General features: G+C 36.3%; 21 protein-coding genes. 10 read left to right on the top strand and 11 right to left on the bottom strand.

What is annotated here, in order from left to right; genetic code table 11:
- Positions 1 to 10: 10 nt before the first annotated feature.
- The 6 genes from ACFS6I_RS20170 (at position 11) to ACFS6I_RS20145 (ending at position 9,267) form a co-directional block, all read left to right on the top strand.
- Positions 11 to 1,753, top strand: coding sequence for a RagB/SusD family nutrient uptake outer membrane protein (locus ACFS6I_RS20170; protein WP_380923305.1), 1,743 nt, complete (start codon positions 11 to 13; stop codon positions 1,751 to 1,753).
- Between the two features lie 188 nt (positions 1,754 to 1,941).
- Positions 1,942 to 3,018: an L-rhamnose/proton symporter RhaT gene (gene rhaT / locus ACFS6I_RS20165; RefSeq protein ID WP_380923303.1), complete on the top strand. Its 1,077-nt coding sequence runs from the start codon at positions 1,942 to 1,944 to the stop codon at positions 3,016 to 3,018.
- A 16-nt stretch (positions 3,019 to 3,034) separates the two neighbouring features.
- Positions 3,035 to 5,143 (top strand): bifunctional aldolase/short-chain dehydrogenase, encoded by a 2,109-nt coding sequence (locus tag ACFS6I_RS20160; protein ID WP_380923301.1) that lies wholly within the window; start codon positions 3,035 to 3,037, stop codon positions 5,141 to 5,143.
- An 81-nt stretch (positions 5,144 to 5,224) separates the two neighbouring features.
- A complete protein-coding gene (locus ACFS6I_RS20155) occupies positions 5,225 to 6,499 on the top strand; it encodes a TIM barrel protein (RefSeq protein ID WP_380923299.1) in 1,275 nt (424 codons plus the stop codon).
- 10 nt (positions 6,500 to 6,509) lie between these two features.
- On the top strand, positions 6,510 to 7,865 hold the full coding sequence (locus ACFS6I_RS20150) for an FGGY-family carbohydrate kinase (RefSeq protein ID WP_380923297.1): 1,356 nt from the start codon (positions 6,510 to 6,512) through the stop codon (positions 7,863 to 7,865).
- A gap of 364 nt (positions 7,866 to 8,229) precedes the next feature.
- Positions 8,230 to 9,267 carry a GntR family transcriptional regulator gene (locus tag ACFS6I_RS20145; protein WP_315402613.1) on the top strand — a complete coding sequence of 346 codons (1,038 nt, stop codon included), beginning with the start codon at positions 8,230 to 8,232 and terminating at the stop codon, positions 9,265 to 9,267.
- A 73-nt stretch (positions 9,268 to 9,340) separates the two neighbouring features.
- Here ACFS6I_RS20145 and ACFS6I_RS20140 read toward each other — a convergent pair whose 3' ends face one another.
- From ACFS6I_RS20140 to panC, 9 genes are all read right to left on the bottom strand, one after another.
- Positions 9,341 to 9,904 (bottom strand): DUF4136 domain-containing protein, encoded by a 564-nt coding sequence (locus tag ACFS6I_RS20140; RefSeq protein WP_380923295.1) that lies wholly within the window; start codon positions 9,902 to 9,904, stop codon positions 9,341 to 9,343.
- 78 nt (positions 9,905 to 9,982) lie between these two features.
- The gene (locus ACFS6I_RS20135) at positions 9,983 to 11,623 is read right to left on the bottom strand and encodes an NAD+ synthase (protein ID WP_380923293.1); all 1,641 of its coding nucleotides are present in this window, start codon (positions 11,621 to 11,623) and stop codon (positions 9,983 to 9,985) included.
- 199 nt (positions 11,624 to 11,822) lie between these two features.
- A complete protein-coding gene (locus ACFS6I_RS20130) occupies positions 11,823 to 12,449 on the bottom strand; it encodes an FKBP-type peptidyl-prolyl cis-trans isomerase (RefSeq protein ID WP_380923291.1) in 627 nt (208 codons plus the stop codon).
- Between the two features lie 234 nt (positions 12,450 to 12,683).
- Positions 12,684 to 13,361: a hypothetical protein gene (locus ACFS6I_RS20125; protein WP_380923289.1), complete on the bottom strand. Its 678-nt coding sequence runs from the start codon at positions 13,359 to 13,361 to the stop codon at positions 12,684 to 12,686.
- Between the two features lie 73 nt (positions 13,362 to 13,434).
- Entirely contained in the window at positions 13,435 to 13,893 is a 459-nt protein-coding gene (locus ACFS6I_RS20120) for a thioredoxin family protein (RefSeq protein WP_380923287.1), read from the bottom strand.
- A gap of 28 nt (positions 13,894 to 13,921) precedes the next feature.
- Positions 13,922 to 16,249 carry a TonB-dependent receptor gene (locus ACFS6I_RS20115; RefSeq protein ID WP_380923285.1) on the bottom strand — a complete coding sequence of 776 codons (2,328 nt, stop codon included), beginning with the start codon at positions 16,247 to 16,249 and terminating at the stop codon, positions 13,922 to 13,924.
- Positions 16,250 to 16,485: 236 nt separating this feature from the next.
- A complete protein-coding gene (locus ACFS6I_RS20110) occupies positions 16,486 to 16,845 on the bottom strand; it encodes a hypothetical protein (RefSeq protein ID WP_260292636.1) in 360 nt (119 codons plus the stop codon).
- An 88-nt stretch (positions 16,846 to 16,933) separates the two neighbouring features.
- Entirely contained in the window at positions 16,934 to 17,284 is a 351-nt protein-coding gene (panD, locus tag ACFS6I_RS20105) for an aspartate 1-decarboxylase (RefSeq protein ID WP_031288422.1), read from the bottom strand.
- A gap of 57 nt (positions 17,285 to 17,341) precedes the next feature.
- A complete protein-coding gene (gene panC, locus ACFS6I_RS20100) occupies positions 17,342 to 18,187 on the bottom strand; it encodes a pantoate--beta-alanine ligase (RefSeq protein WP_380923282.1) in 846 nt (281 codons plus the stop codon).
- A 151-nt stretch (positions 18,188 to 18,338) separates the two neighbouring features.
- On the opposite strand from panC, the gene ACFS6I_RS20095 reads away from it, so the two are divergent.
- Positions 18,339 to 19,163, top strand: coding sequence for a glycogen/starch synthase (locus ACFS6I_RS20095; protein WP_031288421.1), 825 nt, complete (start codon positions 18,339 to 18,341; stop codon positions 19,161 to 19,163).
- Positions 19,164 to 19,333: 170 nt separating this feature from the next.
- The gene (gene ispF / locus ACFS6I_RS20090; RefSeq protein WP_021190240.1) at positions 19,334 to 19,813 is read left to right on the top strand and encodes a 2-C-methyl-D-erythritol 2,4-cyclodiphosphate synthase; all 480 of its coding nucleotides are present in this window, start codon (positions 19,334 to 19,336) and stop codon (positions 19,811 to 19,813) included.
- On the opposite strand, the gene ACFS6I_RS20085 is transcribed toward ispF, so the two are convergent.
- A complete protein-coding gene (locus ACFS6I_RS20085; protein WP_132769166.1) occupies positions 19,810 to 21,027 on the bottom strand; it encodes a TCR/Tet family MFS transporter in 1,218 nt (405 codons plus the stop codon). The genes ispF and ACFS6I_RS20085 overlap by 4 nt on opposite strands.
- A gap of 462 nt (positions 21,028 to 21,489) precedes the next feature.
- On the opposite strand from ACFS6I_RS20085, the gene ACFS6I_RS20080 reads away from it, so the two are divergent.
- Positions 21,490 to 23,745: a transglycosylase domain-containing protein gene (locus tag ACFS6I_RS20080; protein ID WP_132841104.1), complete on the top strand. Its 2,256-nt coding sequence runs from the start codon at positions 21,490 to 21,492 to the stop codon at positions 23,743 to 23,745.
- Between the two features lie 73 nt (positions 23,746 to 23,818).
- Complete coding sequence (gene uvrC / locus ACFS6I_RS20075) at positions 23,819 to 25,621, top strand: excinuclease ABC subunit UvrC (RefSeq protein WP_346580973.1); 1,803 nt, start codon at positions 23,819 to 23,821, stop codon at positions 25,619 to 25,621.
- Between the two features lie 107 nt (positions 25,622 to 25,728).
- On the opposite strand, the gene era is transcribed toward uvrC, so the two are convergent.
- Positions 25,729 to 26,607, bottom strand: coding sequence for a GTPase Era (gene era / locus ACFS6I_RS20070; RefSeq protein ID WP_132769161.1), 879 nt, complete (start codon positions 26,605 to 26,607; stop codon positions 25,729 to 25,731).
- Positions 26,608 to 26,782 lie beyond the last annotated feature (175 nt).

The following is a 26,782-nucleotide window of genomic DNA, read 5'->3' as shown; positions in this document are numbered from 1 at the left end:
ATATATACTGATGAAAAAAACAATGAATATTCAAAATAAGTTATTACCTGTAGTTGCAGTCTTTTTATTAGGATCGGCATCTTGTAGTAAGAATTTTCTCGATGAAAAGCCTTATTCTAGTTATGAAGCTGGAAATAGTGATCCCTCGACGATCGAAAATAGAGTTTTAGGTTTACATGCAACTTTCGGACAATTATGGGGATATAGTGGCCGTCAAGGTTTTTTATCGTGTTGGCAGATCGGTACTGATATTGCAAGTGCTGGTTCTACTGAAGGAGTAGAGAATCCTTTTTATCAATATGCTGATCTAAATCCAGAAAATGGCGGTGTGGGCTATTTATGGCAACGCTGCTATGAATTTATAAACAATGCAAATAGTATCATCGAGGCGGTTGGGGACACTAACCCAAAGGCTGCCGCAGAAGCAAGATTTTTCAGAGCTTATGCATATAACATGTTGGTAACACTATGGGGTGATGTTCCATTATTGACAACATCTGTTAAAATTCCAACGTTCAATTATGTCCGAAATTCTACAGTAGAGGTGGATCTGGTTATTGCAGATGATCTTGAATATGCGGTGAAAGAATTGGCAGCTGTCGGACAAGCCGCTGCTCCGAGCAGGATCAATAAAGATATGGCTAGGCAGTTGGCTGCAGAAGCCTTCCTACGAATTGGAATGAGAGATCCTGCTTATTTTGCTAAAGCAGAAGCCATGGCAACGGCGATCATAGAGAGCGGTAGTTATAAATTGATTGATACGCGATATGGTAAATATTTAAATCAAGGTGGTGATGCTTTTCGGGATATGTTTAGACAGGGTAATATGCGCCGTGCTCAAGGAAATACCGAAGCCATATGGACTTTCGAAGTTGAATTGAATCGTGAAGTTAACGGTGGAACCATCGATAATCCTCAGCATCGTAGGATATGGCAACCGTCATACCATAAATGGGATGGCATGGTGAATGCTGATTCTCTTGGTGGAAGAGGTAACGGACGATTGAGATTAAGCAATTTTATGAAATATACGGTCTGGAAAGGACTTCAGGGTGATATTCGGAATAGCAATTATAATATCCGTCGTACTACAAATTATAATCGTCCTAATATGACCGTCAATAATGCTGTAGTAACACCATGGAGTACAGAAATCGGTGTAGATGCAGATGGTTATCGTGTTGCTAAGGGAGCAGGGGTCAAAGATATTACTATAAAAACAGGAGATCGGGTTATTCCATTTCGTGCCGATAGTTTGGAAGTCTGGTATCCTTTTCCAACAAAATGGGGTGGATATGATCCGCTGGATGATTTTGGCTATGCATTGATCAAAGATTGGCCAGTAATGAGGTTTGGAGAAACTTATCTATTAAGGGCAGAGGCACGTCTTCGACAAAATAATCTCGGCGGAGCAGCTGAAGATATCAATAAGTTGAGAGATCGTTCTTTTAAAGATACGCGTATTCAATCTGGAAACACCACTTTAGGAAAGGTTCTCGCATCAAATATGACGATCGATTTTATTCTTGATGAACGTGCCCGTGAGTTGATTTCAGAAGAAAATCGTAGAATGACTTTGGTGAGAACAAATAAACTCAAAGAACGTATTGCTTTAAATGGTGATCAGGGACCGGCAAATAAAATAACCAGTGGTTTCCAAGATTATAATATTTTGCTTCCAATCCCCTTGAGTGAAATTCAATTAAATAACAAAGAAGGGGAAGGACTTAAACAAAATTTAGGATATAAATAATCTAGTTTTATTACTTTAATAATAATATGCAAAAGGTCAATTTTCCACACATTGAAAATTGACCTTTTGCTTCTAAATCATGAGATATCTGTTGGCTATAATCTCTGTAGTTATGCATAACAGTCCATAACAGTTTACCTATTTTAATCTTGTAATTTAGTTTATGTACAATACCTAACAAGATAAATATGAATGCTGTTTTCGGAGTTTTATTTCATTTCATAGGCGGTTTTGCGTCAGGAAGTTTTTATGTGCCTTATAAGAAAGTTGAAGGATGGTCATGGGAATCCATGTGGATCCTAGGTGGTCTATTTTCTTGGATTATTGTACCACCATTTGCAGCATGGTTAACTATTCCTAATTTTTGGGAGATTATCAGCAATTCCCAGGCAGCTACTTTATATTATACTTTTTTATTTGGATTGTTATGGGGTATAGGTGGACTTACCTATGGTCTAGGGATACGTTATCTTGGTGTTTCCTTAGGTAGCAGTATTATTTTGGGCTTAAGTATGGTCTTTGGTTCGCTGATGCCAAGTCTTTATTATTTTTTTTACCCCACAGTGGGTAAACATGGAGTCAACTATTTTTTTACGACTCAATCAGGAACTTGCATATTGATAGGTTTATTAATTTGTCTTATGGGTGTTGTGCTGTGCGGTCGGGCAGGTGTTTCAAAAGAGAAAAGTCTTGCGACTCTTTCTAAGGACGCAAAGACTGATTACAATTTTACGCTGGGTATTATCGTTTCGATCATTTCTGGTGTACTTAGTGCTTGTTTCAATTTTGGTATCGAAGCAGGTAAACCGCTTGCTAATGTTGCAAATTCCATATGGAAAAATAGTAATTCGAACAGTGGAGAATTTCTTTATCAAAATAATGTGACTTATATCATTATCCTTTGGGGAGGTTTTACTACAAATTTTATATGGTGCGTCTATCTCCTAATTAAAAATAGAACTTTTTCAGACTATACTAAATCCAATGTACCAAAAGTAAAGAATTTACTTTTTTGTGCTTTGGCAGGTACAATGTGGTATTTACAGTTCTTTTTTTATGGTATGGGTGAGAGTCGATTGGGTAATGGTGCCAGTTCTTGGATTCTTCACATGGCGTTCATTATTTTAATTTCAAATGCTTGGGGAATTATATTAAATGAGTGGAAGGGCGTGAATAGAATGGCATATCGATCTATAATTGCAGGCATAGTGACAATCATAATTTCTATTTGTGTCGTAGGGTTTGCAAGAACTTTAGAAAATTAATTTAATATATATAGCAGTGAAAACATACAAACATGTAAATTATTTGTGGGACGATAAAATAGCGCAATCATTGCAAGGTGATGAAGTTGCTTTATTATTATATCGTTCAAATATTCTAGGCGCCGATCTAAGAATTACTAATTATGGAGGTGGGAATACTTCTTGTAAAGTTTTGGAGAAAGATCCGCTTACTGATGAAAGTGTTGAAGTCATGTGGATAAAGGGGTCTGGCGGAGATATCGGCACGCTAAAGAAGTCAGGGCTTGCAGCATTATATCTTCAGCGCTTACGTAATCTTGAAAATGTGTATAGAGGAATCGAATATGAGGATGAAATGGTCGCACTATTTAATCATTGTATTTTTGATTTAAGCTCGAAGGCGCCTTCTATTGATACGCCCTTGCACGGATTTTTACCATTTAAGCATATTGACCATTTACATCCAGATGCCGCAATTGCAATTGCAGCTTCTAAAGATGGGAAAAGGATAACTGCTGAATTGTTCAAAGGATCGATCGGTTGGGTTGATTGGCAACGTCCTGGTTTTGATTTAGGTTTACAATTAAAAGCCTGTTTAGAAGCAAATCCTGGTATCAAGGGTATTATGTTGGGATCTCATGGCTTGTTTACTTGGGGAGACACTGCTTACGATTGTTATATTAATTCTTTGGATGTTATTGAGACTTGTGCCACTTACCTTGAACAAAGTTATGGTAAGAAGAATAACGTGTTTGGCAGCCAGAAAATGGTAAGTCTTAGTAAAGCAGAAAGAAATGCGCAAGTCGTAAAATTAGCTCCTATTTTGCGGGGATTTTGCTCAAGTGAACGCCATATGATCGGACATTTTACAGACGATGAACGTGTTTTAGAATTTATCAATTCAAACGATCTGGACCGATTAGCACCATTAGGGACAAGCTGTCCGGATCATTTTTTAAGAACTAAAATCCAGCCCTTAGTACTAAATTTAGATAAATCTGAATGTTTAGACAATGTAGCGGAGGTTAAAAGAAAATTGGAGCCTTTGTTTGCAGGATATCGAGAGATGTATGCACAGTATTATGATAGTTGTAAACATGAAAATAGCCCTGCTATTCGGGATAAAAACCCCGTTATTGTTTTATATCCGGGTGTTGGATTGTTCTCGTTTGCAAAGGATAAGCAAACTGCTCGTGTGGCTGCTGAATTTTATATTAATGCAATTAATGTCATGAAAGGTGCTGAAGCGGTAAGTGAATATACTGCTTTGCCACGCCAGGAAGCTTTTGATATTGAATACTGGCTATTGGAAGAGGCAAAATTACAACGTATGCCAAAATCAAAAGCATTATCAGGTAAGATTGTACTCGTAACGGGTAGTGGTGGTGGGATTGGAAAGGCGATTGCAAAGAAGATGGCGCAAGAAGGTGCTGTTGTTGTGTTAAATGATATCAATGCTGATCGGCTTGCATCATGCGAGGAAGAGTTTGTAGAAGCGTTCGGTAGAGATGCGGTTATGACGACATTGCTCGATGTCACAAATGAGGAACAGATAAAACATGCGCTCAATGATGCTGTACTAGCTTTTGGTGGGATTGACATTGTTGTTAATAATGCGGGGTTATCCATTTCTAAAACGATCGAGGACCATACGCAAGAAGATTGGGATCTTTTATATGATGTTTTAGTTAAAGGTCAGTTTCTGGTAACTCAGGCATCAACAGCTATTTTAAAAGCACAAAATATCGGTGGTGATATCGTCAATATTGTAAGTAAAAATGCTTTAGTAAGTGGTCCAAATAATATTGGTTACGGTAGTGCAAAGGGGGCTCAATTGCACATGAGCCGTTTAAGTGCCGCTGAATTAGGGGCAGCAAAAATTCGAGTAAATGTAGTGAATCCGGATGCTGTAATTTCTGATAGTAATATTTGGGCAGGTGGATGGGCCGCAGGTCGTGCTAAGGCATACGGTATAAAGATCGAGGAGTTACCGGCGTACTATGCAAAGCGTACTTTGTTAAATGAGATTATTCTACCAGAAGACATTGCAAATGCTTGTTTTGCACATGTTGGTGGCTTACTAAACAAATCTACAGGTAATATTTTAAACGTTGATGGGGGAGTGGCAATGGCTTTTTTAAGGTAGGTTTTATATCTTAGTTTTTAGGTGATGAAAAGAAAGTACATGCTGTATCTAAGTAAATTTTAACCAATAACCATTTTTAATATGATTTTAGATCAACAATTGATAGAAAAGCACAATAATAAATTAGAAAAAAAACATAATCGAGCATTTGAATTTATATCCCAAGATATTGATGATGTTGAGGAGCTTATTGCTAAACTTCAGAAATTTCAGATCGGGATACCAAGTTGGGCACTAGGGACAGGTGGTACACGCTTCGGACGTTTTTCTGGCCCTGGCGAGCCAGGGAGTTTGGAGCAAAAGTTTGAAGATGTTGGTCTGCTACATGCTCTTAATAAATCTAGCGGAGCTATTTCCTTACATATACCTTGGGATATTCCAGAAGACACCGCAAAAATGAAGGAATTGGCACGTTCTTTAAATATCACGTTCGATGCTGTTAATTCCAATACTTTTCAAGATCAACCACAGCAGGAACATAGTTATAAGTATGGATCTTTGCATCATGTCGATCCTAAGGTTCGCAAGCAGGCTATTGATCATAATATAGAGGTTATCAATTATGGAAAAGCTCTCGGTTCAAAGGCTTTGACTGTTTGGTTAGCTGATGGTTCATCTTTTCCCGGTCAATTGAATTTCCGTGAGGCTTTTCAGAATACGTTATCCAGCTTGCAGGAAATCTATAAACACTTACCCGAGGATTGGAAATTGTTTATCGAGTATAAAGCTTTCGAACCTTATTTTTATTCGATGACCATTGGAGATTGGGGGCAGTCTCTACTATTGGCAAATAAGCTGGGTCCTAAAGCATATACATTAGTGGATTTGGGACACCATTTACCAAATGCTAATATTGAACAGATTGTATCATTGTTGTTAATGGAGGGAAAGCTGGGCGGTTTTCATTTTAATGATAGTAAATATGCCGATGATGATTTAACAGCGGGGAGTATTAAGCCCTATCAGCTTTTTCTGATTTTTAATGAATTAATTGATGGCATGGATCTGAATGGAATGGAACACGCTACTGGCTTAGGCTGGATGATTGATGCGTCACATAATCTTAAAGATCCTTTAGTGGACTTATTGCAATCTGTTGAAGCCATTAAAATTGCTTATGCACAAGCATTACTTATCGATCGTGTTGCACTCAAGGCAGCTCAACAAGCGAATGATGTTGTAAAATCACAAGAAATTCTTCAAGATGCATTTCGTACCGATGTAAGGCCATTGGTTGCTGAATCTAGGTTGAGGAGTGGTGCCGCTTTAAATCCAGTATTATTATTTGAGGAGGAAAAATTACGTGATAAGTTGATCGCAGAGAGAGGTTTACGAACTATTGCAACAGGATTATAAAGTTTTAAGAATGAATAACGATAAAATTCCTGTAGTTGCTATTTTCGATGTTGGTAAAACCAACAAAAAGCTTTTTCTATTTGATTCTAATTACCAAATTGTATTTGAACGTTCAGCAAGATTTTTAGAAACAAAGGATGAGGACGGGGATCCGTGTGAAAATCTTGAAAGTCTTAGATTATCGGTTTTTGATTCACTTCATGAGGTCTTTAGAAAAAATGAATTTGAAATTAAAGCGATTAATTTTACATCATACGGGGCTAGCGTTGTATATCTTGACGAAAATGGTAGACCCTTGACTCCTTTATATAATTATCTAAAAGAATTTCCTGTTACTATTCAACAGGAGTTGCATAATAAGTATGGAGGAGAGGAACATTTTTCTTTAACGACTTCATCGCCAACTTTAGGTAGTTTAAATTCAGGTTTCCAAATTCTTCGATTAAAAAAGGAACATCCAGAAATTTATACACATGTCAATTTTGCTTTGCATTTGCCCCAATATTTAAGTTTTCTGGTTTCTGGAAAATTCTACTCAGATATGACCAGCATCGGGTGTCATACTGCTTTATGGGATTTTGAAAAAAATGAGTATCATAAATGGGTTCAAGATGAGGGTATTACAAAGGTTTTAGCTCCAATTGTTGAAGGAGATGAAGTTTTTGATGGTGCTTTTCCGGGTAGTTCTTTTAGAGTAGGGGCGGGGCTTCATGATAGTTCTTCGGCGTTAATTCCTTATTTATTCAATTTTGATGAACCATTTGTATTGATATCTACGGGAACTTGGTGTATTTCGTTTAATCCATTTAACAATAGTGCCCTAACTTCTTGTGAATTAAAAAAGGATTGTTTGTTTTATCAATCTTATTTGGGAAAGCGAGTTAAGGCTTCGAGGTTATTTGCAGGTTATGAACATGAACTGCAAGCTAAGCGAATTGCTGATTTCTTTCATATTACTACAGCAAAGTTTCGTAATCTTCAACTTAATCGACGGATCATAGAAAAATTAATGAAAGAGCCTGTGGTTGTGGATTTAGTAGCATTTTCGACTATTGAGCTTGATCGTTTCCATAATTATGAAGAAGCTTACCATAGTTTAATTTTACACCTCATCAAAGCCCAAGTGGAATCAACAAAACTAGTTTTAGATGCTAATAAGATCTCTAGAATATTTGTAGATGGTGGGTTTAGTAAGAATCATATTTATATGAGTCTTCTGGCAAAAGAATTTCCTGAAGTCGAAGTTTTTGGTGCCTCAATGGCTCAGGCAACAGCATTGGGCGCAGCGCTAGCTATCCATGACCATTGGAATGAACTGGCGATACCGAATGACCTTATTGCATTGCGGTATTTTAGAAATAAATGAAATTTTAATTGTTTAAGATCTGAGCTGTGAATAAAAATGGGCGAGTGTAATCACTTGCCCATTTTCTTAAACATTAAGGGTTTTTAAAAGGAGAGCGTGAAAAGCCCTTTAAAAATAATTCTTTTTTTAAAGTGATTAGGTAACGAGCTTGCAGGTTTTTAACTCATCATTAATAGGGTAACAGATTTTTTACTAGAATACGTTTAAGAAGATCGACCATAATTTTGATCCTATACTGCTATGGTACAGAGTAACAAATATTTAAAAAAGTGAAATATTAAAAATATGAATGGTCTTTGAGTTTAACTTTTTTAAAATTTTATGCTAATTAATTGTTATTTTAGTGATTAATCTAAATTTTAAAATGACCAATTCAACTGCTCAGTTTCTAATGACACTGGAGATTAGTGATTTTTCAGCAACTCCCAAATATCTCCAATTGGCGAATACGATCATTGATGCAGTAAAAAATGAGAGGCTTAAGAAGAGTGAAATGCTTCCTTCAATTAATGAATCCAGTGCTTATCTTGAAATATCTAGAGACACGGTTGAAAAGGCTTATCGCTATTTAAAAAAGCATGAAATTATTGCATCTAATCCAGGCAAGGGATATTATGTCAATAAAACAGATATTCAATCCAAATGCAAAATTGCGCTGTTTCTGAATAAATTGAGTGTTCACAAAAAAATAGTGTATGATTCATTTGCTAAGGAGTTGGGCGATTTTGCTGATCTGGATTTATTTGTCTATAATTCAGACCTTTCCTATCTCAAGAACCTATTATCGAATCTGACCAAAACATATGACTATTATGTACTATTTCCACATTTTAGGGAGGGACGAGATAAAGCGCCGGATATTATTCGTAGAATACCAAGCGATAAATTAATGTTATTAGGACGATTTGTGGATGATGTACCGGGCGATTTTCCAGCAGTCTATGAGAATTATGAACAGGATATTTACTTAGCGTTGGAAAAAGCGAGTGAAGTTTTAAGTAAATATAAAATGATAAAATTGGTTTTTCCCGATCATAGTGATTTTCCAAAAGCAATTATAAAGGGTTTTTATAAATTTTGTCAGCAGTATGCTTTTGATCATGAGCTGGTATCGGAATTGAATAAGGAAAAAGTCGTTATAGGGACTTGTTATATCAATATTATCGAAGATGATCTAGTAAAACTACTGAATAAGATCCAACAAAAAAATCTGGTGATCGGTAAAGATATTGGTGTTATTTCATATAATGAAACGCCGTTAAAGAAATTTATTTTGAATGGAATTACAACCATATCAACTGATTTTGAAACAATGGGTAGGATGGCAGCAAATCTCATTAAAAATAACTCCAAAGATCGGCTTGAAGTCCCATTTAATATCAAGATTCGAGCTTCTATATAAAAGCGTATATTATATTATGAAAAAAGCCATGAGAAAACTCATGGCTTTAATACTTTTGATCACGATTACAGTGTTATTTTTTTAGGGTTAGCGGATATTGTTTAAATACTCCTTTAACAACCTTCGCAACATTAGTTGCCACTTTTTCTGGACTATTAACTTCGCCAGATCCACGTGCTTGCCAAACAACTTTATTTGTTTTACGGTCTACAGCTTCTATGATTAAGTGCGCGTAGCGGTAACGTTCTTTGGCTACAGGATATGTTGAATAATAACCATAATAAGGAGAAAACCACGGTCTGTACCAACCCCATGGACCTCCATAAGCATATGAGGATCCATATACTAAACGACTTTTGTTATTGACAATTGTTATATAACGGAATAACAAATCTGGATTATCCTTACTGTAAGATAAGCCCCTTGCTTGTAATTCACTGTTGCTCGCGTCTAATATATTTGTTCTTGCAATATCATTATCAAAATATGATTTTGATAACGAATCGACTGGTGGCAACCAGCCATAAGTACGATATTGCGAAAAATCTACTTTTTCGTCACGCATCGTATTATATTGATATGAGGCACAAGATGCAAGAATTATACTTGCAAATAAGAAATAAATTATTTTTTTCATGACCAATAGGATTTATATTATTTTCTTAGTGTTAGACAAATGGAAATGTTAAAAGTTTAATGATATCAGTAAAAAAAATTATTGATAAAAGGCAACTAATGGCATTGAACGGCCTGGACCAAAAGCTTTTGGACTAATGCGCAGTATTGGAGGAGCCTGAAATCTTTTAAATTCGGCATTATTAACTAGTTTTATAATTTTTTCAACAATATTAACATCATAACCTTGAGCTAAAATTTCCTCTTTTGATTTTTGTTTTTCGATATATAGGAATAATATTTCATCGAGTAAATCATATGGTGGTAAGGAATCTGAATCCTTTTGATCGGGTCTTAATTCTGCAGAAGGTGCTTTTTCAATTGTATTAGATGGGATAATTTCCTTATTTCGGTTAATGTATCGGGCGAGATCATAGGCTTTTGATTTATATACATCTCCAATGACGGAAATCGATCCTGCCATATCTCCATATAAGGTACCATAACCTACCGCTGCTTCACTTTTATTTGAAGTGTTTAGTACGATGTGACCAAATTTGTTGGAAATTGCCATTAATAACGTACCTCTGGTACGTGCCTGGATATTTTCTTCCGCAACACCCGCTTTTTGCCCTTCAAAAAAGGGAGCTAATGTTGTTTCGTAGGCCTGTGTAATATCTTTTATTGGAATGATATGATGTGTGCAATTGGTGTTTTTTACGAGATCTAATGCATCTTGAATGGAATGGTCGGATGAATAAATAGAAGGAAGCAATATTGCAAGTACATTTTCCGAACCTAATGCTTCACAAGCTAATGCGGCAACTAGTGCTGAATCTAATCCACCGGAAAGGCCTAAGACGGCTTTTTTGAAGCCTGATTTGCGGAAATAATCACGTAAACCTAATAGCAGGGCATCGTGAATTAGTGCTATTTGCTGATCTTGGGGTACCGTAAATGCTGTTGTCGCTTTTATGGTTTGATCTCTATATTCTATTATCTGTAAATCTTCTTCGAATTTTTTTAATTCGCAGCAAATTGCCCCATTTTCATCAATAGCCAATGATCTTCCGTCAAAAATTATATCCATATGTGCGCCAACTTGGTTGACATAGAGGAGCGGACGTTTTGCTTTTGCCACTTGTGCTTTCAAAACAGCAACACGATCTTGATAATGGACATAAGAAAAAGGCGAAGCTGCAATATTGATCAGCAAATCTGGGTTTTCTTGAAGTAATTCGCTCATGGGGTCACCAACATAGGAATTATTTCCTTGATCGTCATCCCATAAATCTTCACAAATGGTCAATGCTATTTTTGTTTTTTTAAAGATGAAACATGCGAATTTTCTATTAGGTTCAAAGTAACGATATTCGTCAAAAACATCATAGTTAGGAAGTAGTCCTTTTTTACTAATGTGTGTAATCTTTCCATTTTCTAAACAAACTGCAGCATTGTACAGTGCTTTACCTTCTGGGTCTGTATTGGGGACAGGCGCTCCGATAATGCATAAAATATCTTGGCAATGTGATGCAATGGTAGTGATAGATTCGCTACACTGTTTTAAGAATGTTGCATTTTGCAAAAGATCCTTTGCTGGGTAGCCGCCAATTGCTAATTCAGAAAAAACAATAATTTCAGCTTGCTGTGCTCTTGCATTTTCAATAGCAGTAATAATTTTTGCAGTGTTGGAACTGAAGTTGCCGATATGATAATTTAACTGGGCTAAAGCTATTTTCATTTTTGCGTCTTTGTTTTTGAATGGTATACTGATATGAAGAGCAAGATAAGAAGTTTTTTAGACTACTTTTTGATACTATTGTTTTTTTATTTTAGTTTTTGATAGTGAATTAAAAACAAACAGGATCTTTACGTAAGTAAAGATCCTGCTTCGTATATTCGTTTAAAATTTTAGAAGAAATAAATCTCCCAAACGCCATTTAATTGCTAATTGAAACTACTTCAATTTCAGAGTATAATGGTGAGTTTGCTGGAACTTTATCTTTTGTAACTTGATCATATCCGAATGGAGACGGCGCGACAAATTTGATTTTTCCGCCCTTTTTTAATCCTTTTGCTGTTAAGCCCCCAATATTTGCTTCTCTTCCTTGAAATGACATTTTCTTGGGAAAGAAGGCAATTTTCCATGCGGAAATTACGCCATTTAATGTAAATGTTGCTGGACTATCCTCTTTAGATTCATCAACAAGTACACCTTTATCTGCACCATTAAGCAAATTTACTTTATATTTGGTTACTACCGTTGGAAATATAAGTGTTCCATTGGAATAGAATTGATAAGTATATGAAGCCTCTTCGCCTTCAGCAATTAAATCATACCATATACCAGTTGCTGTATCTAATTTGGGATTCGTGAAGTTTTTGATAGCAAATGATTTCAACTGAGGAGCCTGTTCTTTTAGTAAATTTTGGATTCTCGCATTTTCGATAGAATCTTTAATTCTTTGTTCTTCCGCTAATTTTGAAAAGTCGTCTGATTTACTACAAGATGCCAAAGCAATAATCATTGCCAACATTCCAAAAAAGATTTTTGTAAAATTTTTCATAAATTTCTTTACTTATTACTGTTATTATACCGGTTAAAACGTTCAATTGTTTAGATGTGCTACAAGGTACAAAAGAATTTTAAAGGAAGTAAAGTGTAGTAGAACTTTTTATTTTGCAGAGTTTTGTCTTTTTATTGGTGACAATAATTTTACTCAAAGAAGTTATATTGTAAAAAGGTCCTTTACATCATGATGCAAAGGACCTTTTTCTATGCTTTTATTGATTTATAGTAATTATGAACCAGTATTGCCAATAGTTTTTAATTCGATTGTGTAAACAACTGGAGTGTTTTTAGGTACAGTTACTTTTTCACTACCCTTTGTATATTCCACTTGGTCAAAAGTATAGTAAGATGGAGATATAAAGCTAATTATATCATTTTTTTGTAGCCCTTTTGGTAATAACCCTTCAAATCTCACATCCTTACCTTGGATATTAACAATTGTTGGTACAAATGCTTGAATCCATGCTTGTCCATATATGTTAATTGCAGTAGCAATATTATCATAAACTTTAGGAATTCCATCTGTATTTTTGTCAAATACAGTTCCATTCATCAATTCTCCTTTGAAATTTAAGGTTGCAGCCCAAGGAGTTAATCCAGCTTGTCCGTAACCGTTAACAGTGCCCTTGTATACGTATGGTGTTTCATTACCAGCCGCTAGCTCTACTTTATACCAGATTCCTGTTGAATCGGAATATTTAGCTTTATCTCCCCATTTGGTTTTTGCATATTGCTCTAATAAAGGAGCTTGTATTCTTTTTAATGAATCTCTGCGTACTTTTTCTAATCTTGCTTTTTCAATTTGCTCTCTTTCAGCTTTCTCATAATCGAAATCATTTTTGTTACATGAAGCAAAAACTATCCCCATGCATAAAAATGCCATTAAAAATTTCGTAAATTTTTTCATAATTTTTTAAATTGTATCTTATATTACAAGTAAAACGTTGTGTTTTTTGGTTTCGCTACAACAAGATGTTAAATTATCTTAAAAAATTCGCTAACTCTTTTGGGCTTAGATATTTTTGCTTAATACTTTTTAATTTAAATGTTTGATCATAACGTAGGAGACTCGGGAAAACCATCTTTTGGTTGGTCAGCAGTAGTAATGCTAAGGGATGATATTGTCCGGTATTTTTTTTTGGAGTTTTTGATTTCCATACTTGCTGATCGAAAGTGATGTCCTCAACCGTCTCCGCATCTAATTCAACTAGATAATAATCTTTGTTTAAGCGGTCATAGATTTCTTTTTTTGTAAAAACTTCCTTTTCCATTTTTCTGCAGTAGCCGCACCAGTCCGTATGAATGAAGATGATTGTTTCTTTTGGTGCTATGCTTAGTAAAGAGTCTAATTGTTGAAAAGAGGTCCAAATTATCCGCTCTTGACCATAATGGCTGAGCGGATAAAGGATAATGGTCATTAATAAAACAAATTTGTGCATATGCTTCATCTTTCTTTAATAAATGGGATTAGTGAAAATGGCCAATTTTTACTCCAAAGGTTATTGTTCGTGGTTTTGTTGGACCGTAAATGTAGTTTGAATCACGATTAGCGCCTTTATCGAAATCTTTTTGGAATGCGTTGAACATATTTTGTACACCAGCAAATAATTCAAGGTTAAAATCTTTGTGAACAGCAAACGTGTATCCTAACCGTGTATTCAGCTCCATAAAATCCCTCGTATTTTTGAGGCTCATGATTTCTTCTTGTATATGCGAGATCTTCATTTTTCCGGTGTAAACTCCTGTTAGGTCAACTGCGAATTTCTTAGTTGCTTTCCAATTGGCATTTAAGTAGCCATAGACATTTGGCGTACGTAAGAAATCTTTGGACAAAATGGCTTCTTGACCTGTTTTAGCTTCAGCTATCAGTTGTGCCGATTGGTATCGCGAGCGTTGTATCGTACCACCAGCTTGTAGACTAAATATACTTGAAGGGGCTACATTAAGTTCAAGGTTTGTTCCGTATACATAGGCATCTGTACCGTTTCGCATTTCTTCAATCATAATGTCATTGGATTCTGATTTCAAGACTGTCGTAAATGGATTATTCAACTGTGTATAGAAGCCCTCCACTAAAAGGCTTGTTTGCGTATTCCCAAAATTTCTGCTGAAATTGAACGATCCGGTGTAAGCATTTGAATATTCTGTTTTTAGGTCTTCTCCAATTAATACAAAAACCTGTTTTCCTCCGATGGAAGTCACATGCATATCTTCATTGAAAGCTTGTGGGGCACGGAACCCGCGCGCATACCCGCCACGAAATTGAATATTACTATTGATATCGTATAAGATGGTTAATCGTGGGTTCCAAGATCCAAAATTCTTCTGACTGCTGCGTTCCACTTGTTGGAGCTGATAATTTCCATCGACGAAGATGTAGTCGTATCGCATTCCTATTAATGCTTTGAAAGAGGATATTGGCTTCCATTCGTATTGGGCATAAGTTCCTATTCCTTTTGTTTTTTGATCGATGATACGTTGATATCCGGGAATCTGATCATTTGTTTTGTTGTAGTTGAACTCTATACCACTGGTAAAGACATCATCCTCAAAATTGTTTGTGTATTGTGTTCCAGTAACAAAAGACAAATCATCTGTGTCTCCATAAGAATTTGCGGCTCTTAAACTATCTGTTGCAGTGGGCGCTTCGCCCAGTCCCCCGTAAAAACTTTTACGTTTTGTTTTTTGGCCGGAAGCATACACGGAGATTTTTTGTTTATAGTCTGCTAAATAATGATCGTAAGTGATACCACCAATCAGTGAATTGGTTTCCAGTTGTTCTGTGATGGCTGTAAAATGTGGTGATTTGTTAAATTGGTCTCCTCCTCTTCTAAATTCGTGTATGGTACTGAAATCTACTGTTATTTTGTTGACATCGGAAGGTTTGAAAAATGCTTTTGTTCCGAATGTGGTATTGTTAAGTTCTGTTATCTCCGAAAATCCGTCCTTATTTTTATCAAATGGTTGACGATTCCGGTGCATACCATAAAAGGTAACACCTGTTTTAAGGTCTTCATCTACGTAAGAGGTGTTGAAGTCTACCGTATTATCCCAACTGCTACCGCCGATTAATGAGTTGGTAGATTTAATCTGCCAATCATTTTCGACAGGATCTTTAGTGATGATATTAATGGTACCTGCAATTGCATTTGCTCCAAATAAAGCAGAACCTCCACTTCGAACGACTTCGATGCGGTCGATCATACTGGTTGGAAGTTGGTCTAAACCATATACACTGTTTAGTGCACTGAACACGGATCTACTGTTGATCAAGATCTGTGAATAGGCGCCTTCTAAACCATTAAGACGAACCTGTGAAAAACCGCAATTTTGACAGTTGTTCTCTACCCTAACTCCTGGTTGATAGTTTAGTGTTTCGGACATAGCTACAGATTGTGTAGCCTGAAAAAGTTTAGGACCTAATACCTGCACAATAACTGGTGCTTCCTTTTTACTGACACCATAGCGGGTTGCGCTTACAACGACTTCATTCAAATGCAGGTTGTCTGTGTTTAATTTGAAGTGTACGGTGGAATCTGTTAGCAATATCAGCTGTTTGAGGGTTTGATAGCCAACAGCGGTTATCTGTATATTTTGTTTTTGTTTAGTTAGTTTTTGAAATTCAAAATAGCCTGCGGTATCAGAAACGGTCGAGTGAAGACCATTTTCGATGTTGATAGTTGCTCCAACTATACCTTTGCCGTCATTGTTACTGATTTTACCCTTTAATGTATGTTGCGCATATGTATGCATACTGATCATCATCATGATGATCAGTAAATTGATATTTCTCATTGGAGTGTATTTGTCCTTTTAATTGTAATGAACCTATCATGGGAGGTGTAAAATAGCAGTACGAAGCAAGGCGAATGCCTGCTCCATGTATAATTTCATACCAGCTATGCCCACTATGGTTACATTATTTACTTGAAATAATTAATAAATTACAGCACGACGCAATGCGATTTGCTATCGCACGGCGAATAGCATTCGTCTTGATAATAAGGATGAATGCAATAACTAATTTTATTTTAAGCAAAATCTGGGGGACCCCTTAAGAAAGCGTGATCGACGACACGATTGGCGACAACTGGTGTGTAGACTTGATAACTGTAGATATGAACGACAGTTCGAATGGGCTGTTCAAAAACGATAAATTCACTTTGAACAAAGTTTTGATTGTAGACGACATTGAGGAAATCAATTTGATCGTCGGATTCTTGCGGTCTGGGCTGATCGTTTGTAAAATCGTAGGGGTGATTGTGCATGACAATCTCTCCGTTTGATTTTACCTCTTTGTGCATGAAAATAACACCAGAAATAATGATCAAGCTGATCAATGCCAATTGCATTGATGCTAAGATCTTTCTGATATGTATATTCTTTGACATGTAGGTAATAAAAAAGCACCCGCTTAATACGAGTGCTAAATTATTGAAAATAAACGTAGCTTTCTATTGAAAGTGTATTATTTAAATATTATTTTATAAGTTGATTGTTGTCATCTGGGAAAACCAAGCTAGGAATATGCTTTTTAGCTTGCTCCATTTCCATTTGTGCATACGATATGATGATCACAATATCACCCACTTGAACTAATCTTGCTGCAGCGCCATTTAAGCAGATGGTACCGGAAGCTCTTTTTCCAGGAATAACATATGTTTCTAAACGAGCGCCATTGTTATTGTTAACGATTTGAACTTTTTCGTTTGCAATAATATTTGCTGCATCCATTAAATCCTCATCAATTGTGATACTACCAACGTAATTAAGCTCGGCCTGTGTAACCCGAACACGGTGGATTTTAGATTTCATTACCTCTATAAACATGTGGCAAAGTTAGATTTTTCTTGTAAAAATGTAAAGTTAATAAGTATAATGTGACATTTAATTCAAAATCATGTTATCAATAAGCCGTACATCTTCGACCCGCGCAGTGACAAGTGCTACATATTGTTTATCTTGTTCAATTGTTTTGATTTCTTTCAATGTCGTTGTTTCGCAAATAGCGAGATATTCTAAAGTAATACCTTCGCTGGAGTTCAATAGTTCTGTTGCCTGTTTATTTAATTGAAGTAAAGGTATCTTTCCAAAGTTATTTTTGATATAAAGAAGTGTTTTGGACAAAGCTAACGCTTGTATTTTACCATTTGATGAGAGGCGCATGTTTCTTGAACTTAAAGCAAGACCATTTTCATCTCGGATGATTGGGCATAATGCAATGGTGATCGGTAATTGCTTTACCTTGATCATATGTTCAATAACCATGACCTGTTGAAAGTCTTTTTGACCAAAGCATGCAATATCTGGTTGTACCAAGGCGAATAATTTGTAAACGACTTGCGTTACACCTTGAAAGTGCCCCGGTCTCATTTCCCCTTCCCATATTGCATCTAATCCGTTTAGATCAATGTGCCATTTTTCATTTGGATCAGGGTACATCTCCTCTACGGTAGGTAAGAATAAGACATCACAATGAGCAGCTTTTAACAATGCGATATCATGCTCGATGGGTCTTGGATACTTTTCTAAATCTTTTGGATCGTTAAATTGTGTCGGGTTGACAAAAATACTGCAAACGGTGACATCTGATAAAGGTTTTGCATAATTCAGTAAAGAGATATGTCCTTCATGCAGTGCACCCATTGTTGGGATAAGAGCTATTTTTTGTTTGTTGATTCGTGCTGTTTCCAGGTAATCTTGGAGCTCTTTTTTAGTCTCGAAAATTCTCACTTTTAGAAATTTTAATACAGGGCAAAAGTGGGGAATATATTTGTGAATATAAAACGATGATTTGTAAGGAATTGTATTGTCGGGATATTTTTTGTATCTTTGTAGACCGATTTTACTGTTCTAATAAAAATAAAATAAATAAAAACTGGAGATGGCAAAAACGAAGATATTGTTTATAACCCACGAGATGTCGCCTTTCCTCGAATTAACTAAAATTTCTGAAATCACGCGTCAATTGCCGCAGGCTATGCAAGAGAAAGGATTTGAAATCCGTATTCTTATGCCTCGTTTTGGTAATATTAATGAGCGTAGAAATAGATTGCATGAGGTAATTCGTCTGTCAGGCTTAAACATTGTGGTGGATAACAATGACAATCCGCTAATCATTAAGGTAGCTTCATTGCCTGCGGCACGCATGCAGGTTTACTTCTTGGATAATGAAGACTATTTTCAGCGGAAAAAAGTTTTTCGTGACGAGAATGGAGAATTTTTTAATGATAACAATGAGCGCTCTGTGTTCTTCTGTAAAGGAGCACTGGAAACGGTTAAGAAGTTAGGTTGGTCACCAGATGTGGTACATTGCCACGGTTGGTTTTCAGCATTAGTGCCGGCTTATTTAAAGACGACATATAAAGATGATCCTACTTTTAAAGGTGCCAAAGTGATGTATTCGTTGTATAACGAAGAGTTCTCCGGAACTTTAGGCGATAAATACAGAGAAATTGCTCCTGAAGGTGCATTGACAAAAGATGATGTTGCTAGTTATGGTGACGGTAGTTATGTCAACATCTATAAAGGTGCTTTGGACTTCACCGATGTAGCGGTTGTAGCTGAGGAGGGTGTTAATCCAGAAATTTTAGCATATGCAAAAGAAAAAGGAATTCAGGTCTTTGAACCTAATGGTGATGAAGATTATGAAGCTTTCAATGATCTTTTTGATCAATTTGCTCCTGTAGAAGAAGAAACAACGGTTTAAAGTAGAAATTAAACGTATTTAAAAAGCGTCTAAGAAATTAGACGCTTTTTTTGTGATATATCATCAGTGAGGGCTTCTTCTATAATAGATTAAAATCTGATAGTTAACAAATAGGTCTTGCGTTGATTTAATGGCAGGATGATAATTTAAAATGTTACCTTAGCTTTATTATGAAAATTAAAGTTGGTTTTGGCTTTGATGTCCATCAATTAGAAGAGGGGCATCCATTTATAGTAGGTGGAGTGGAATTGGATCATCATGCTGGTGCATTTGGCCATTCGGATGCGGATGTTTTGGCTCATGCCATTTGTGATGCGCTCCTGGGAGCCGCAAATTTAGAGGATATTGGTTATCATTTCCCAAATACAGATGAGCAATGGAGAGGTATTAGCAGTCTTGTTTTACTGAAACATTGTGTTAAGCTAATTGGAGATAAGGGGTATACCATAGGGAACATTGATGCTATGTTATGCCTGGAGGCTCCTAAAATTAAACCGTATATCGGACAGATGAAGGCTAAAATATCGGAGGCCTCAGGTTTGGATGTTGATGATATTTCGATCAAAGCTACGACCAATGAATCCATGGGATTTGTCGGAAGACAAGAGGGGGTAGTCGCATATGCTGTTTGTTTGATCGAAAAAGCTTAAACTTTCTGTTTCTTTTTAAAAAAGAAGCAGGCAACAATAAAACTGATTGCTGTAAGTACGAATCCTAGATAGAAAGGAGCTCCTGGTAAATAGAGAGCTTCTTTTTTATCTGTAAAGTGAGCAAATAACCAGCTCATGACGGGAGGGCCTATAATGGCTGTTAAGCTAATAATACTTGTTAATCCACCTTGTATCTGTCCCTGCTCATTCGATGGCGTTTCGTTTGATACAAGGCTCTGGATAGCTGGGCCTGCGATTCCCGCAAATACATATGGTATTACGGCTAGGAAAATTAACCATGGAGCGTATGCCATCCCCATTAAGGGCATCGATATCACGTAGAGTCCAGATCCAATTAAAATACTTTTTTCTAATCCCAATTTTGGAATAATAATTCGAATCAATCCGGCTTGAACTATAGCCAACAACATACCTATAAAACCCAAAGAGATACCAACCATTCTTTCATCCCATTGATATCTTTCCATGGTGTAATATGACCAAGTACTTTGTACGGCATGAGAAGAGATGTTTATCAGAAAGATGCAAAAAAATAATTGTTTTAGATGCGGGTATTTCGCAAGTTGCTTGAAAGCACCTACCGGATTTGCATTTTTCCATCTGAAAGGTCTTCTGTTTTCTTTTTTTAATGATTCTGGAATGAAAAAATAACCATATAAGAAATTTAAAAAACTTAATAATGCTGCGGCGAAAAAAGGTATTCTGGCACCATAATGCCCTAATAACCCACCTAACAATGGGCCTACTATAAAACCTAAGCCAAATGCAGCTCCCAATAATCCGAAATTCTGAGCTTTTTTCTCGTGCGAACTGATATCTGCTATAAATGCAGCAGCTACTGTGTAGCTAGCTCCTGTAATACCTGCTATAAACCTTCCGATGAATAACCACAGGATGGTTGGAGCTAACCCCATGAGTAAATAGTTGATAGAAAAGCCTAAGAGTGATATTAATAGGATGGGTCTTCTACCAAATCGGTCACTGAGATTACCTAACACAGATGCAAAGAAGAATTGGGTTAATGCATAACAAAACATGAGCAAACCACCATATCGCGATGCATCACTTAATGTGCCGCCAATCAATTCTTCAATTAATTTAGGCATTACAGGTATAATAATACCTAAACCAATGACGTCAATTAGTACGGTTAAAAAAATGAAAAATAGACTTTTTGAAGTGTTGACTTGCATATTTTACTGTTTTTTATTTTTTAGATAGGCTTTTAAACGATTTACTGGCCTAGAGCTTTATCATTTATTTTAATAATCTATATGTTTTTGCCTGTCACGAATGACAGACAATTGATTTGTTTTTAAATCTAAACTAAATTTCTGAAATACCAAGCTTTAGCGATATTGAAAAATTAGGATCATACCCTAAGGATTGTTTTTGAACCAATCAAAGGCGATCTGTTTTATTTAGAAAATGGTTTTAAAGACTGAAATGTGCGATTGGTTTAACGTTTCTTTTTTGTAGTAATTGATTCTTTTTCAGTGTTTTTTTAACGGATGTTGTATCGAATGAAGATTCCTCAAAATATTTGTAATATCTTTGTTGTCATGCACATAATCTTTGGCACATTATCTGATATTGTAGCGGAGGCATATGTCATCATATTTTATAATGATCAAATCGAGAAAGAATAAGGTTCAATGAAGAGAGAATCAAAAAAAAACCAACTGCAACCAGAAGATATTAAGCGGTACACACGTAATTTCTGGAAATTTATTATTGGAATAATAGCTTTTGGGTTTCTATTTATATTTAGTGTTCGCCTGGGATTATTTGGAAAGTTACCGTCTTTTAGTGATTTAGAAAATCCTAAGAGTAATTTAGCTTCGGAAGTTATAACGGAAGATAATAAGGTTTTAGGTACTTATTATATTCAAAATAGGTCAAATGTAAAGTATAGTGAGTTGTCACCTTACTTGATACATGCCTTGATCTCAACAGAGGATAAGCGTTTTTACGATCACTCCGGTATTGATTACACACGTACTTTTACGGTTATTTTCCATACTTTAACTGGAAATAAACAAGGAGGGAGTACGATTACGCAGCAATTAGCTCTTAATTTATTTTCAGACGGTCGTGCTAAAAGTGCTCCTAAGCGTATCATTCAAAAGTTTCAGGAATGGATAACTGCTGTTCGTTTAGAGCGTAATTATACCAAAGAAGAGATTATCACCATGTATTTCAATACAGTGGACTTTGGAGCATATAATACCTATGGTATTAAATCAGCCGCACGTACTTATTTCAATACAACTCCTGATAAACTTACTGCAGATCAAGCTGCTTTATTAGTGGGTATGCTAAAAGGTCCGGGCGTTTATTCTCCTGTCAGGTATCCGCAAAACGCATTAGCGCGTAGAAATACAGTCTTGGACAATATGAATAAGGCAAATTTCATTTCTACAGAGGAAGAGGCTAGTGCTCAAGCTAAGCCATTGGGATTACAATTGAAAATCGCCAATTATGGGGAAGGTTTAGCACCTTATTTTCGTGCGGTATTAAAAGAAGAAATCAAGAAAGAATTTTCCAAATTATCGATTACCAAATCGGATGGTACACCTTATGATCTGGATCGTGATGGGTTGAAAATTTATACAACAATTAATATGTCCATGCAGCAATATGCTGAAGATGCCCAGAAAGAATGGATGAAATCTTTACAGGGTAAGTTTGCTGTACAATGGAAGAATAAGGACCCTTTTAAAGGAGATAAAGCCAAGCTACTGACAACAGGTATGCGACGTTCTGAACGCTACCGTGTTTTGAAGGAGAATGGACTTTCTGAAGATGAGATCAAGAAAGCATTTCAGGTAAAAGTTCCGATGTCTATTTTCACTTGGAAAGGTTCTGTGGATACTGTTATGGCTCCGATTGATTCTATCAAATACAATAAATTGATGTTACGTAATGCAATGATGTCGATGGAACCAAAAACTGGACATATCAAGGCTTGGGTCGGTGGAATAAATTTTGAGCATTTCAAGTATGATCAAGTAAAAATGGGGACGAGACAGGTCGGTTCAACTGCCAAGCCCTTTACTTATGCTGTCGCAGTTGATAATGGCTACTCTCCATGTTACAGTATTCCAAATTATCAACAGACTTATGGAAATTGGACGCCAAGGGGTACAGCTGAAGGTGGGAATCCGATTACTTTAGCTAATGCATTGGCTTTGTCTCAGAATTATGCGACTGCATATTTGGTGAATCAGGTTACACCGGAGGCGGTTGCTGCATTGACCAAACGTATGGGTATTACCAGTGATGTTCCAAATTATCCATCCATTTCACTTGGAGCATATGAAGCTTCTGTATTTGATATGGTTGGTGCTTATTCGGCATTTGTAAATCATGGTACTTGGATTGAACCTAATGCGATCTTGAGGATCGAAGATAAGAATGGAACTCCTATTTATGAAAAGGCACCTAAAGTTGTTAAGGCTTTGAACAGTGAGTCTGCTTATATTATTGTAGACATGTTAAAATCGGTTGTCTCGAAAGGTACAGGAAGACGAATTCAATGGAAATATCATCTGACGAATCCAATCGGAGGAAAGACGGGTACAACCAATGATAATGCTGATGCTTGGTTTATCGGGATCACTCCTGAACTGGTGTCGGGTGTCTGGACAGGAGCTGAAGATCGTAGTATAAGTTTTGCGAATATGCAAGATGGGCAGGGAGCTGCAGCAGCAATGCCTGTATTTGCACTTTATATGCAGAAGGTGTATGCAGATAAAAACCTCAAGTATACGAAGGGCGATTTTGAACTTCCTGAAGGTGGGCTAACGCGAGTAGTTGACTGTTCTAAGTACTGGGGAGGAGGCGGAAGCTCCGGAGCAGATAGCACGGGTTCGGAATCAAACTTAAATGATGATCGATTAGGTTTTTAAATTTTATTAAGTAAAGATATAAAGCCAGATAATTGAGTTTTTCGAAATTTGTTATCTGGCTTATTTGTTATATATGAGCGTGTTTGATTATAAAGAGGAGCTTAAAAGAATTCCACATAAGCCTGGGGTTTATCAGTATTTTGATAAACAGGATGTCCTGATTTATATCGGTAAAGCTAAAGATCTCAGGAATCGGGTTGGTTCTTATTTTGTGAATGAAACGCAACATAACGGTAAGACGCGTGTATTAGTTCGTCAGATCAACCGTATTTCTTTTACAATTGTAGATACGGAGATTGATGCATGGTTGCTGGAAAATTCATTGATTAAGAAACATAAGCCCAAGTATAATGTATTATTAAAAGATGATAAAACCTATCCTTGGATTGTCATTAAAAATGAACGCTTCCCCCGAGTTTTTTGGACACGTAAATATATTAAGGATGGCTCTCGGTATTATGGTCCTTATGCCTCTGTAGGGATGATGCACATTGTATTGGACGTAATCCGGGATCTGTTTCCGCTAAGGACCTGTAATTTGGCACTGACTCAGGAGAATATTGCTAGGGGTAAATTCAAAATTTGCCTTGAATATCAGATTGGCAACTGTAAAGGTCCATGTGAAGGTTATCAATCTGAAGAAGATTATGATCAGAATCTGAGTGATATTAAAGATATTTTAAATGGTAAAATTTCTGTTGTCACGAATCGGATTAAAGAGCAGATGTCTGCTGCAGTATCGGAAATGAATTTCGAAAAGGCGCATTCCTTTAAGATGAAATTAGATAAATTGGATCTGTATCAGAGTAAGTCTACGGTTGTTAATTCCTCGATCACGAATGTTGATGTTTTCAGTATTGCATCGGATGAAAGTTATGCTTTTGTTAATTACTTAAAAGTGATGAACGGCGTAATCATTCAAACGCAGACTGTTGAAATGAAGCGGCGACTGGATGAGACTGAACAAGAACTTCTTGCTTTAGCTATTCCTGAGATCCGGGATCGGTTTAAAAGCTTATCACGAGAAATTATCGTTCCATTTGAACTGGATATTCAGGAAAATGATCAGATCAAATTTACTGTTCCAAAACTAGGCGAAAAGAGAAAACTATTGGATCTATCGTTGAAGAATGTAGCGTTCTTTAAAAAAGAACGATTGCTACATTATGAGAAATTGAATCCAGATGTACGTGTAGATCGTATTTTAACGCAGATGAAGAAAGATTTGCGGTTAAATGTATTGCCGCAGCATATTGAATGTTTTGATAACTCTAATATTCAAGGTAGCTATCCTGTATCTGCTATTGTAGTTTTTAAAGATGGTAAGCCATCAAAAAAGGATTACCGACACTTCAATGTTAAAACAGTAGTAGGTCCAAATGATTTTGCCACGATGGAGGAGGCTGTATATAGGCGATATAAGCGGGTTTTGGAAGAAGATGGTGATTTGCCTCAGTTGATTATTATTGATGGGGGTAAGGGGCAGTTAGGGGCCGCTTTGAAAAGCTTGCGATTATTAGGGATAGAGAAACAAGTTACAGTAATTGGTATTGCCAAGCGGCTGGAGGAGCTGTATTATCCGGGTGATCAATATCCTCTTTATTTGGATAAAAAATCGGAAACTCTTAAAATCATTCAACACTTGCGGGATGAAGCCCATCGGTTCGGAATTACTTTTCACAGAAATCAACGTAGCCGAAAAACTTTTGTATCTGAACTCGAAGATATTCCTGGCATAGGTAAGACTACGGTAGAGAAATTACTGACTACCTTTAAATCTGTTAAGAAGATTAAAGAGGCTCCAGAAGAAGAGTTGAGAAAAGTGTTGAACTTAAAACAGCTACAGGCACTTTTAACATATTTTAAGCGAAATTAAGCGCATTTGTCTTGCATTTTTTATTAAGAGAAAAGCCCCAATAAGTTGATCACTAATGGGGCTTTTGTATGCTGGTTAACATTTGTACTTAAAACTATTTTCTAGCATTAGTCGTCATAACCAAATCTTTTTAAGTAATTTTTCTTACTTCTCCAATCTGGAATTACTTTTACGAAAACCTCAAGAAAGACTTTTTTGTCAATAAATGCCTCAATATCCTGGCGAGCGTACGTGCCGACTTTTTTAATCATTGATCCACCGGTACCGATGATGATATTCTTTTGTGAATCACGCTCCACAATGATTTCTGCAGCGATACGAGTGATCTTAGGTTCTTCTTTATAAGATGTAACAACTACTTCAGTACTGTAAGGAATTTCCTTGTCATACAGTTTGAATATTTTTTCGCGAATCATTTCCGAAACAAAGAAACGCATTGATTTGTCTGTTAATTCATCTTTTTCATAGTAAGGAGCATGTACAGGAAGTTTTTCCTTGATATAGTCCATTACTCCAGTGATATTATGATTAAGAAGTGCTGATACCGCAAAAATAACTTCTGGGTTGATCGTTTCTTTCCAGAACTCTACTTTAGCCATCACTTCTGCTTCGTTAGACTTGTCAATTTTATTGATAAGAACAGCTACTGGAGAACTTGTTTTTTTTAATTTCTCAATAACATCATTTTCATCATATTTTTCATTGATATCTGTAACAAGTAAAATAATGTCCGCATCGATCAGCGATCCTTGGACAAAATTCATCATTGATTCTTGTAACGAATAGTTTGGTTTGATGATACCAGGTGTGTCTGAAAAGACAATTTGGTGCTCCTCATCATTGACTATTCCAATAATGCGGTGTCTTGTTGTTTGAGCTTTAGGAGTGATGATAGACATCTTTTCACCCACTAAAGCGTTCATTAGCGTAGACTTACCTGCATTAGGTTTACCGATGATGCTTACGAATCCTGCTTTATGCGACATTTTTTTTAATTTAATTAGGATTACAAAGAAACAAAATATATCTTTGTGCTCCAATTCGGAGGTAAAGATATCTTGCTTTTTAACACAAAAAGGACGATTGAACTAAAAATATATTGCGGGATGGAGCAGTTGGTAGCTCGTCGGGCTCATAACCCGAAGGTCATCAGTTCGAGTC

It is taken from the genome of Sphingobacterium anhuiense (assembly GCF_042686355.1).
GTDB lineage: Bacteria > Bacteroidota > Bacteroidia > Sphingobacteriales > Sphingobacteriaceae > Sphingobacterium > Sphingobacterium anhuiense.
Note: the sequence above shows the minus strand (reverse complement) of the source record. Positions and strands in the feature narration are given on the sequence as shown.

What these genes read in the sequence shown, in the direction of transcription:
- ACFS6I_RS20170 (WP_380923305.1), top strand. Translation starts at nt 11, where the DNA reads ATGAAAAAAACAATGAATATTCAAAATAAGTTATTACCTGTAGTTGCA.
- rhaT (WP_380923303.1), top strand. Translation starts at nt 1,942, where the DNA reads ATGAATGCTGTTTTCGGAGTTTTATTTCATTTCATAGGCGGTTTTGCG.
- ACFS6I_RS20155 (WP_380923299.1), top strand. Translation starts at nt 5,225, where the DNA reads ATGATTTTAGATCAACAATTGATAGAAAAGCACAATAATAAATTAGAA.
- ACFS6I_RS20150 (WP_380923297.1), top strand. Translation starts at nt 6,510, where the DNA reads ATGAATAACGATAAAATTCCTGTAGTTGCTATTTTCGATGTTGGTAAA.
- ACFS6I_RS20145 (WP_315402613.1), top strand. Translation starts at nt 8,230, where the DNA reads ATGACCAATTCAACTGCTCAGTTTCTAATGACACTGGAGATTAGTGAT.
- ACFS6I_RS20140 (WP_380923295.1), bottom strand. Translation starts at nt 9,904, where the DNA reads ATGAAAAAAATAATTTATTTCTTATTTGCAAGTATAATTCTTGCATCT.
- ACFS6I_RS20135 (WP_380923293.1), bottom strand. Translation starts at nt 11,623, where the DNA reads ATGAAAATAGCTTTAGCCCAGTTAAATTATCATATCGGCAACTTCAGT.
- ACFS6I_RS20130 (WP_380923291.1), bottom strand. Translation starts at nt 12,449, where the DNA reads ATGAAAAATTTTACAAAAATCTTTTTTGGAATGTTGGCAATGATTATT.
- ACFS6I_RS20125 (WP_380923289.1), bottom strand. Translation starts at nt 13,361, where the DNA reads ATGAAAAAATTTACGAAATTTTTAATGGCATTTTTATGCATGGGGATA.
- ACFS6I_RS20120 (WP_380923287.1), bottom strand. Translation starts at nt 13,893, where the DNA reads ATGCACAAATTTGTTTTATTAATGACCATTATCCTTTATCCGCTCAGC.
- ACFS6I_RS20115 (WP_380923285.1), bottom strand. Translation starts at nt 16,249, where the DNA reads ATGAGAAATATCAATTTACTGATCATCATGATGATGATCAGTATGCAT.
- ACFS6I_RS20110 (WP_260292636.1), bottom strand. Translation starts at nt 16,845, where the DNA reads ATGTCAAAGAATATACATATCAGAAAGATCTTAGCATCAATGCAATTG.
- panD (WP_031288422.1), bottom strand. Translation starts at nt 17,284, where the DNA reads ATGTTTATAGAGGTAATGAAATCTAAAATCCACCGTGTTCGGGTTACA.
- ACFS6I_RS20095 (WP_031288421.1), top strand. Translation starts at nt 18,339, where the DNA reads ATGGCAAAAACGAAGATATTGTTTATAACCCACGAGATGTCGCCTTTC.
- ispF (WP_021190240.1), top strand. Translation starts at nt 19,334, where the DNA reads ATGAAAATTAAAGTTGGTTTTGGCTTTGATGTCCATCAATTAGAAGAG.
- ACFS6I_RS20085 (WP_132769166.1), bottom strand. Translation starts at nt 21,027, where the DNA reads ATGCAAGTCAACACTTCAAAAAGTCTATTTTTCATTTTTTTAACCGTA.
- ACFS6I_RS20080 (WP_132841104.1), top strand. Translation starts at nt 21,490, where the DNA reads ATGAAGAGAGAATCAAAAAAAAACCAACTGCAACCAGAAGATATTAAG.
- uvrC (WP_346580973.1), top strand. Translation starts at nt 23,819, where the DNA reads ATGAGCGTGTTTGATTATAAAGAGGAGCTTAAAAGAATTCCACATAAG.
- era (WP_132769161.1), bottom strand. Translation starts at nt 26,607, where the DNA reads ATGTCGCATAAAGCAGGATTCGTAAGCATCATCGGTAAACCTAATGCA.